The 7,663-nt window shown below is 62.4% G+C and carries 11 protein-coding genes and 1 pseudogene; 1 reads left to right on the plus strand and 11 read right to left on the minus strand.

What is annotated here, in order from left to right; all coding sequences use genetic code 11:
- Window positions 1-89 precede the first annotated feature (89 nt).
- The 8 genes and pseudogenes from BN1233_RS38990 to BN1233_RS45570 form a co-directional block, all read right to left on the minus strand.
- On the minus strand, window positions 90-350 hold the full coding sequence (locus BN1233_RS38990; RefSeq protein WP_046869061.1) for a hypothetical protein: 261 nt from the start codon (window positions 348-350) through the stop codon (window positions 90-92).
- Window positions 351-353: 3 nt separating this feature from the next.
- Entirely contained in the window at window positions 354-569 is a 216-nt protein-coding gene (locus BN1233_RS38995) for a hypothetical protein (RefSeq protein ID WP_046869062.1), read from the minus strand.
- A 117-nt stretch (window positions 570-686) separates the two neighbouring features.
- Complete coding sequence (locus tag BN1233_RS39000) at window positions 687-929, minus strand: hypothetical protein (protein WP_046869063.1); 243 nt, start codon at window positions 927-929, stop codon at window positions 687-689.
- Complete coding sequence (locus tag BN1233_RS39005) at window positions 907-1,305, minus strand: hypothetical protein (protein ID WP_046869064.1); 399 nt, start codon at window positions 1,303-1,305, stop codon at window positions 907-909. The genes BN1233_RS39000 and BN1233_RS39005 overlap by 23 nt, the downstream gene beginning before the upstream one ends.
- Window positions 1,298-1,741, minus strand: a complete 444-nt coding sequence (locus BN1233_RS39010; RefSeq protein WP_046869065.1) for a hypothetical protein — start codon at window positions 1,739-1,741, stop codon at window positions 1,298-1,300. Before BN1233_RS39010 ends, BN1233_RS39005 begins: the two co-directional genes overlap by 8 nt.
- 152 nt (window positions 1,742-1,893) lie before the next feature.
- Entirely contained in the window at window positions 1,894-2,298 is a 405-nt protein-coding gene (locus tag BN1233_RS39015; RefSeq protein ID WP_046869066.1) for a hypothetical protein, read from the minus strand.
- A 9-nt stretch (window positions 2,299-2,307) separates the two neighbouring features.
- Complete coding sequence (locus BN1233_RS39020) at window positions 2,308-2,523, minus strand: hypothetical protein (protein ID WP_046869067.1); 216 nt, start codon at window positions 2,521-2,523, stop codon at window positions 2,308-2,310.
- A 563-nt stretch (window positions 2,524-3,086) separates the two neighbouring features.
- A pseudogene (locus BN1233_RS45570) lies at window positions 3,087-3,434 on the minus strand (IS110 family transposase); the annotation flags it as partial.
- Window positions 3,435-3,565: 131 nt separating this feature from the next.
- Here BN1233_RS45570 and BN1233_RS45575 point away from each other — a divergent pair.
- The gene (locus tag BN1233_RS45575) at window positions 3,566-3,898 is read left to right on the plus strand and encodes a transposase (protein WP_280139499.1); all 333 of its coding nucleotides are present in this window, start codon (window positions 3,566-3,568) and stop codon (window positions 3,896-3,898) included.
- Window positions 3,899-4,408: 510 nt separating this feature from the next.
- On the opposite strand, the gene BN1233_RS39045 is transcribed toward BN1233_RS45575, so the two are convergent.
- From BN1233_RS39045 to BN1233_RS39065, 3 genes are all read right to left on the minus strand, one after another.
- Window positions 4,409-4,633 (minus strand): hypothetical protein, encoded by a 225-nt coding sequence (locus BN1233_RS39045; protein ID WP_048710553.1) that lies wholly within the window; start codon window positions 4,631-4,633, stop codon window positions 4,409-4,411.
- Between the two features lie 451 nt (window positions 4,634-5,084).
- On the minus strand, window positions 5,085-6,113 hold the full coding sequence (locus tag BN1233_RS39050; protein WP_046869072.1) for an IS110 family RNA-guided transposase: 1,029 nt from the start codon (window positions 6,111-6,113) through the stop codon (window positions 5,085-5,087).
- Window positions 6,114-6,743: 630 nt separating this feature from the next.
- Complete coding sequence (locus BN1233_RS39065) at window positions 6,744-7,529, minus strand: hypothetical protein (protein WP_147707794.1); 786 nt, start codon at window positions 7,527-7,529, stop codon at window positions 6,744-6,746.
- Window positions 7,530-7,663 lie beyond the last annotated feature (134 nt).

Genomic DNA, 7,663 nt, shown 5'->3' on the forward strand with positions numbered 1-7,663 from the left:
CACGTTCGAGCGATTTGCAACAGCACGAGAAGGCCGCATGCCGAGCCCGGAGCTGCGATCACTCGCCGCGACAAAAGCGATCGAAATTGCTACGAGGGAACTCCCTCAGTCGATCCAGCCGCCTGCTGAGTTCGGGGCGCGGCGAGCCGCCAGCGGACCGGGACGAAGTCCACGGGCGCCCAGACCCAGCCCATGACGCCGTGCTGTGACCAGCCCGGACCATCGATCAGGCCCCAGTGGCATCGCTCGGCGACCGTGCCCTCGGCGTCCTGGAGGTCGACCCGGGTTCCATTCTTGGGAACCGACGCGATCGGGTGCCATGCGGGATCGGCTTGGCTGGAGGTCTCCATGGCTTACTGGCTTTCGGGCAGTTCGCGGACGATCTCGATTTCGTAGCGTCCGAATTCCTCGTTCTTGTTTTTGCCTCGGTCGCGGCAGAATTCGGCAAAATCGGCATAGCCGTCCTCCTGCGCCATCTTGTCGAGCGCCGCGGCCTTGGTGGGCAGGCTTTCGACGCAGGCAACTTCTCCCGTGAACGGGAGCGAAATACGAACGAGGGAGACATTCATATGATTTTTCCTCGGAAGGGCAGAGAATGCCCATGAATAGGGCTTTCTCGCGCAATAATTGTTTCAGACCATCACCGGCTTTGGGCTGCAGGGGCAACGACAAGCGGCTTTGGCCCGTCAGGTTCGATTCAGCGCCCTGGCCATTGAGCGGAAGATCGCCAGAGCCTCGGGCATATGCTCGAGACCGGCGCCGGCGCGGGCGAGACGGTTGAGGGCCTCGGTGCCCTCGACCTCGGAGATGTAGGGAAACGACATCTTACACGACGCGATGAAATCCTCGAGGCGCGCGAGGGCGAGCTCCACGGCCTCGGGTGCCGGACAGGGTTGCGCCGTTCGATCAGTGCTGGCCGAGGACGACATTCGTGACTCCGGTGGGTGTCAGGGGAGGTCCGGCCTCTTGCCGGCGCTTTAGGATCTCGGTGAGTTCCCGGGCCCATTGCTCCCGGGCCTGCATCGCCTCCCGGACTCTTGCCGCGGCGGCCGCAGCCTCCGTCTCGCCCTTCTCGGTCAGGAACCAGACTTCCATGCCCTTGCCGAAGCACAAGCCCTCGAAGCGGATCCACCCGTCAGCGCGGGCCTTCTTGTGTGCGGGACGCAGCCAAGGCTCGACGGGTGACATCTTCCCGCAGTACGAGCCGTCTGCTTTGACGTAGCGCGCAAGATAGGTGTCGATGTGCTTCGGATATGGCGGGAGACGCCGGCCGACGAGGGCCTCATTGTGGGTGAGGTTACGCATTGCGCGGCCTCGCGTCCCGACCCACCCGAGCTACGTCAAGGCTGCTGTCGGCCGGGGAAGAGACCTGCAGGCGCCTAGCAGCCTCGCTGAGGGCGCCGACGATCGGGATCGCATTCTCGAGTTCGTGGCCACAGAGATCCATGGCCCACTTGCCGAGGAGAGTTCCGAGTTCGGAATCCGACATGGCCTCGACCGTCGTCATGTCCGGGCCGAGCCACTCCTCTTTCGGAGTCGAAGCATCAGGCGTCGCTCGCGTGGCCTGTTCCAGTCCGGGCCACTTCTCGAACAGGAACTGCCTCGCAAGCCCAGCCGGCACGCGAACGATCTGTTCGACCTTGGGATCACGGGTCCACGCGAGAACTTCCTGCTCGTGGTAGCCGAGAGCCACCACGGCGCGAACTTCGCCGCCGACGATCGCAATCAGGGTGTCGGACATCGAAAAATCCTCAAAACAATAAATTCGTCTGGCAATTCGCCGGAGAATCCTGCCGAAATCGGGCAGCAATTTGGTTCGCGAAAGCACAATAGCCTTGCATTTCGCGAATTATGCTCCGGAACCATCCTGGCGAATTTCCCAGCGCCAGAAGATCATGCGCGGTCAACCTCGACGAAGACGGCAGGCATGCCGCACTCGCAGAGCCACTGCTCGACCTGGACCGGGGTTGCCCGACGGAATTCGGGAAGCTGAAGGTTTGCGAGGCGTTCCTTGAGCCACGCGTTCTGAGCCTCCACCTGCGCGAGCCGGTTCAGGGGATCTCGCGTCGGCAGCACCGGCTCGGCTTCCTGCACGGCAGAGAGCGCGTCCGCGACCTCGGTTCCGGTGACGAACTCATAGACATCGACGGCATGGTTCCAGGCCAGCTTGGAGCGGGGATCCGTAGCCTCATAGAAGCGATGCCCGGCCAGCACCTGGTAGCCGGTTCCGATGACGCGCAGATTCATGCGCGCGATCGCGTTGACCTCGTCGATGATCTGCTGATCTGTTTTCGGCATGATAGTCCTTCAGAACTTGATTTCGTGGTTGAGCAGGGTGACGGTTCCTTCGAAGACGGCGATCAAGGTCGCTTGATTGCGCTCCTCGATGGTGATCATGCGACCGAGTTCCTCGCCGATCGCTTGCGAGAAGGCCACGGAAGGATCCGGCGCCTGAACGACAGCGCAATAGCCGGCGTGGTGGTCGTGCCAGGGCGCCGAGAAAACGACAGTGTAGGTCCTCACGGTTCACATCCTTTGAAACGGGTGGTTGGGGTCGAGGGTGTCGGCGGGCTGAAGCGCCAGCGCATCCATTCGCGCGCGTGCTGGAGGGACTCGAACGAGTCGGACACAGGAGAGCCGATCCACGCCAGTTCCCAAACGGGCCCAGTCCGGGTCACCGTGACGACCGGTTCGCCGGCGGCGATGATCTCATAGGATCTGCTCTGGATCCGGCGGAGCCGGGCATGTGGCAACGGAATTCTTGCAGCCCGCCCTGTTTGGGCTCCGGCGGAAGTGCCTGTCATGGTCGGAATTTCTCGGATAAAAAGGATGAGTGCTTGTCAGGGCGATTGGCTTCAGGGGCCCTGGTGATCAACAATCATGTCGAGTTTCCACGGTGGCGTCACAGTGCTGGCCCAAGGCGGAAGCGTGAGGGCCAGATGAGAAGCAAAGACCGCGGTGAACGCGTTCTGAGGATCGCTTTCCAGCGCCTTGAGCGGGAGATTCCGAAAAAAGGTGCGGACGTCCTGCAACGGTTGCGTCGCCCTGAAGCCCGATGGGTCCGAATTCCCGTCGGGGTGCTCGGCTTTGCAATGGACCGGGCGGTACCAGCCCATGCGCACCATCTGGGCGATGCCGCGGGCGTCCTTGCGATCCGTTTTGACCGGCATGGCCGAGAGCGCCGCCTTCACGTGCCGGGTCTCCAGCAGCACGACATCAAGGCCGGCACTCACCAGACCGGCGAAAAGCCATTGGGAGAGCGGTCCGGCCTCCAAGCCAATCCTGACCGGCGCCGGCTCCAGATGCTGAATGAACTGGACCAGGGCCTCTGGCTCGCTCGGCACCTTGAGTTCGCGCAAAATCTTGCCGCTGGCATCCACCACACAGACGCTGCTCAGTTCCAACGACACGTCAATTCCGACATACTGCTCCATGGCTGTCCCTCATGATGCTTGGGGCCGATCCGCTCGGACCCCGTTTTCACACCATCACCTTGAGGGACAGCCACCCCGCTCCGCTACTGCGCGAGCGGCAGGCCCATTACGGCATCTAGGCCCCGCGCCTGATCCGCTTTCTCGGGCGGCTCATCCAGGAGGCCAACGGCAAGGCGTTCCTGATCTGGGACAACCTGCCCGTCCACCGGGCCCAGGCGGTGCGGGACTGGTTGGCCGCGCGCCAGGACAAGATCGGGGTCTTCCCCTCGCCGCCCTACAGCCCCGAACTCAACCCGGACGAGGGTCTGAACGTCGATCTCAAGCACGCCATGACCCGCAAGCCACCGGCACGCAGCAAGCACGAACTCAAGCGGACCGTCATCAATCACATGCGCCGGCTGACAAAGCTTCCCGAACGAAGCCGGAGCTTCTTCGGGCATCGGACATTTCGTTATGCCGCGTAGTTCAAGATCTCCCAAGCCGGATCAGTAAGGGTGGGCATGCCCGCTGACCCTCAACATGCCCGGTATGAAGACGCGATCGCGCGAAACCACTAGCTCCGGACAGAGCGGCTTGCGCTCCGCAGGAAGCACTACGCCCTCCGGGAACGGCTGCGTACCTTGATGGTGGAGAACGCTGTTCTCATCGAACAATTTAGCCGCGGGCTGGAACTGTCCCAGGACGGGGCTCAGCAAGTCGTTTCGCGCGTGCGGAAACAAGCCGCGAATTTCCGAGAAGCGCGATTGCGGAATGCAAATTCCGGAAAGCAGAGGCGCGCCTAAAAAAGAACCCTGCCCGGCATGAGAGATGACCGAGCGGGGAGTGTAGGAGACCGGGCCGCTACGCAACGCTGGCCCGCGTTCAACTTGGCCTGATTGGGTTAGGCGCCCGTTGACGCTGCGGTAGTCACGGTCTCCGTGGTACCGCTAGGGCGATTCCGGCGGGCGCGTCGTGTGAGGCTTAAGATATCATGCTCAGGCGTATATGGGGCTGGCGGTGGGACGGGCTTGGTCCCCTTCAACCTGGAGGTGTCCCTTCACGGCCAGGGAATGAATCACCCGGGTCACCGGCCGGCCCGCGAGCCACCACGAGTAGTCATCCTGGCGGGGGCTGCCCCAGATCCTCAAGGCACTCCCGTGCGTCTGGAGAGCAGACAACACGCGTTTCTCGGCCGGGGTAAGATGGCGGCGTCTCTTCATGAACGTTGTCCAAATCTGAGCTGGTAAAGCGCAATAGTTCACGCAACAGACTCTCTTCCGGAGCCTTCGTGTCAGCTCGTGAAAGCACGAGACGCAGCATGGTTAATTCTCGTGCCGCTGGGGCAGGCAAGTCGGATTTCTGTCGAGAGCGTCGCACGCGCGCGAAAGGGCCGCTGCAATTCCGAGAAGGCCTGTGTGGACGGCGCCTGCGTGGCAAGAGGGTTTTGGTCTTTTGACGCTTTGGTCGGGTGCAGCCATGTGTTCGGCCTTGTCGTGCGGCCACATGACCGCTGGCCCTGATGAAGTTCGCGGATCAGGTCCCTATCGTTTATGCTGCGTCTGAGCGCAACGGCCTTCTCGGGCTGCTCTGATCCCCGGCTCGACCGGTTCGTCATCACGCCATCACCACCTCACCAATCCTGCAAACGTCTCGTCCAGCTCCCAAGACCGCCTATGCGGCCGCAGCAGCCGGAGCGCGATATCCTGGCTCGTCCTGGAGGACCGCCCAGGCGATCCGTGCCAGCTTGTTAGCAATGGCGGTTCTGACCACGCTGGCTGGGCGGCGCGCCAGAAGCCCGTTGATCCACCCCGCCGTAACTGAGGTCCGGCCGCGCGCATGTCGCATCAGCGTGGAGGCTCCCAACACCAGAAGCCGTCGCAGGTACCGATCACCCTGCTTGGAGATGTGTCCCAACCGCACCTTGCCGCCAGTGCCGCTCTGCCGTGGCACCAGCCCGATCCAGGCCGCCAAGTGCCGGCCTGAGCGGAAGGAGCTCGGGTTCGGGATATTAGCCGCCAAGGCACTGGCAGTGATCAGGCCGATGCCGGGGATGGTCTCCAGGCGCTGGCTCAGCTCATTCGTGCGATGCCACGCTAGGATCTCCTGCTCGACCTGGCCAATGCGGCCATGGACGTCCTCGATCTGAGCGAGGATCAAGCGGATGCAGCGCCATGCCAGCTCCGGTAAGGCCGTGCCGCGTGCCTTCTCGGCCAGCTCAATGAGCTTGGGAACGCTGGGAAGCCCCTGAGGGGCGATGACGCCGTACTCGGCCAGGTGCCCTCGTAGAGCATTAACCAGCATGGTCCGCTGCCGCACAAGTAGGTCACGGGTGCGGTGGAGCATGAGCGCGGCCTGCTGCTCAGGGTTCTTGATCGCAACAAAGCGCATGGTCGGGCGGGTCACCGCCTCGCAAATGCCTTCAGCATCGAGTGCATCACTTTTGCTGCGTTTGACATATGGCTTCACATAGGCCGCAGGCATGAGCCGGACCTCGTGCCCGAGGGCCGCCAGCTCTCGCGCCCAGAAGTGGGCGGTGGAACACGCCTCCATGCCAATCAGGCAGGCTGGCAAGCGCCGGAAGAAGCCAATGAGCTCACCTCGGCGGAGCTGCCGGCGGATCAGAACCTGTCCATCCTGGTCAATGCCGTGGACCTGGAAGACGTGCTTGGCGACATCGAGACCAACAGTCGTAACATGCATTGGAGCGGCTCCCTGTCTGGCGCTGAGGCAATCACCCTATCTCATAGGGCGCTGCCGGGAGCAGAGGCGCCGTCCAACTCCATCATTTATGGAACAGCTGTCAAACTACTGCGATCGACCGGCTTTGGCGGGCCCTGACCTCTTCGATCTCATCTCTTTGATTATTTCGTCGATCAGCGCTGCGACGAGGCGCGGTGTCTCATCGCCCACCTGGTCGAACTCGTGCCCTGGCACGATCCGGTTTTTAGTCGTTCTGATTCGCACGCTGCCGTCATTGAAGCGCTCCTGCACCTGGATGTGCAGGCCCTCGGGGTCACAGTGACGGTCGCCGACGGCTTTGCTTTCAGGGCGAGTTCGCCAATCGCCGCCAGGTGCTCGGTCCGTAGACTCACTGGGCCACTCCGTGATTTCGCGGCGCCATCAGTCCCGTCAACCGTAAGAGAAGCCGTCTTATGCGGCCCTGCTGCGTGTTGCAGCGGCCATCCTTGCCTCGGATCACAACAATCAGGGCGATCCCGATAATGAGGCCATAAATCTTTTCACCGCCTTCGCGACCGAAGCGCTCGGTACCGAGCCCCCTCCGCGGTCGTGCGAGCCGCAGGAATGAGACCTGCTCCTCCGCGAGGAAGATTACGCTTGTATCCACCCCAACGTTATCTGCCTTTCGGCGGCATTCAACGTGAACCTTTCCTTGTACCAAGCAAGTCCAGGTTTTCGGATTGCGGGACCGGCGTTAATCCACTGCCGGTCGGGGTACAATTTAGATAGCTCCTGATCCATATAGGGAGCTACGTCATATTCATTGTCACCTCTGCGATGAACAAAAACGGCCCATGATGCGCCGAGATGGCTGCCGACGCCGTAGCCGATCACGTCGTCATCCAGCACCACGGCCAGATGGCGCACGCCCAACGGCTCCAGCAGAGACAGGTTCTCGAACGTCCAAACCGTACGCCGTCGATGATACGTCATCCGACCTTTTGCGGCCTTTGCCGCATACCAGCGGTCATTGCACGCCAGCACGCGAGCCAGGTTCTCCGGACCAATCGGCTCCACATGCGCGCCGGCCCGCAAGAGCTTGCGGATGTATCGGCGGTATTCTCCGAGGGACGATCCGAGCATTCCAGACACGGTTTCGCGGTGCCAGACGAATTCACGATAGCACTCGACCTTGTTGAGGTCGTTCGTCCAGCCTTCCTCCGGCTGTTCAGGCACAGGTCCCACGAGATTGCCGTACCAAGAAGCAGCGGCTTCACGCATGAGGATACGCTCATACGCCTCCCAGTCGGACACCAGCGGCAGCAGCTTGGTCTTCCGGCCGAGACGCAGGAGAATGCAGTCCGCCTTGACCTCCTCCGAGGCCCCGCGGGCAAAGTCCTGCGCCAGCGTCAGCAGACCCATATCGAACGCCGGCACCCCCAGGGCCTCGAGGTTGCGGCCCCACTCGGCGGCACGGGTGAAGGTATCGCGCTCGAGCCAGGATCTCTGCATCGGCGGCAGGCCCGATGTCTCCGGCTTCGGCAAGCGGGCGAGCCGCGCCTTTGCCCCAA

It is taken from the genome of Microvirga massiliensis (genome assembly GCF_001006805.1).
Lineage (GTDB): Bacteria > Pseudomonadota > Alphaproteobacteria > Rhizobiales > Beijerinckiaceae > Microvirga > Microvirga massiliensis.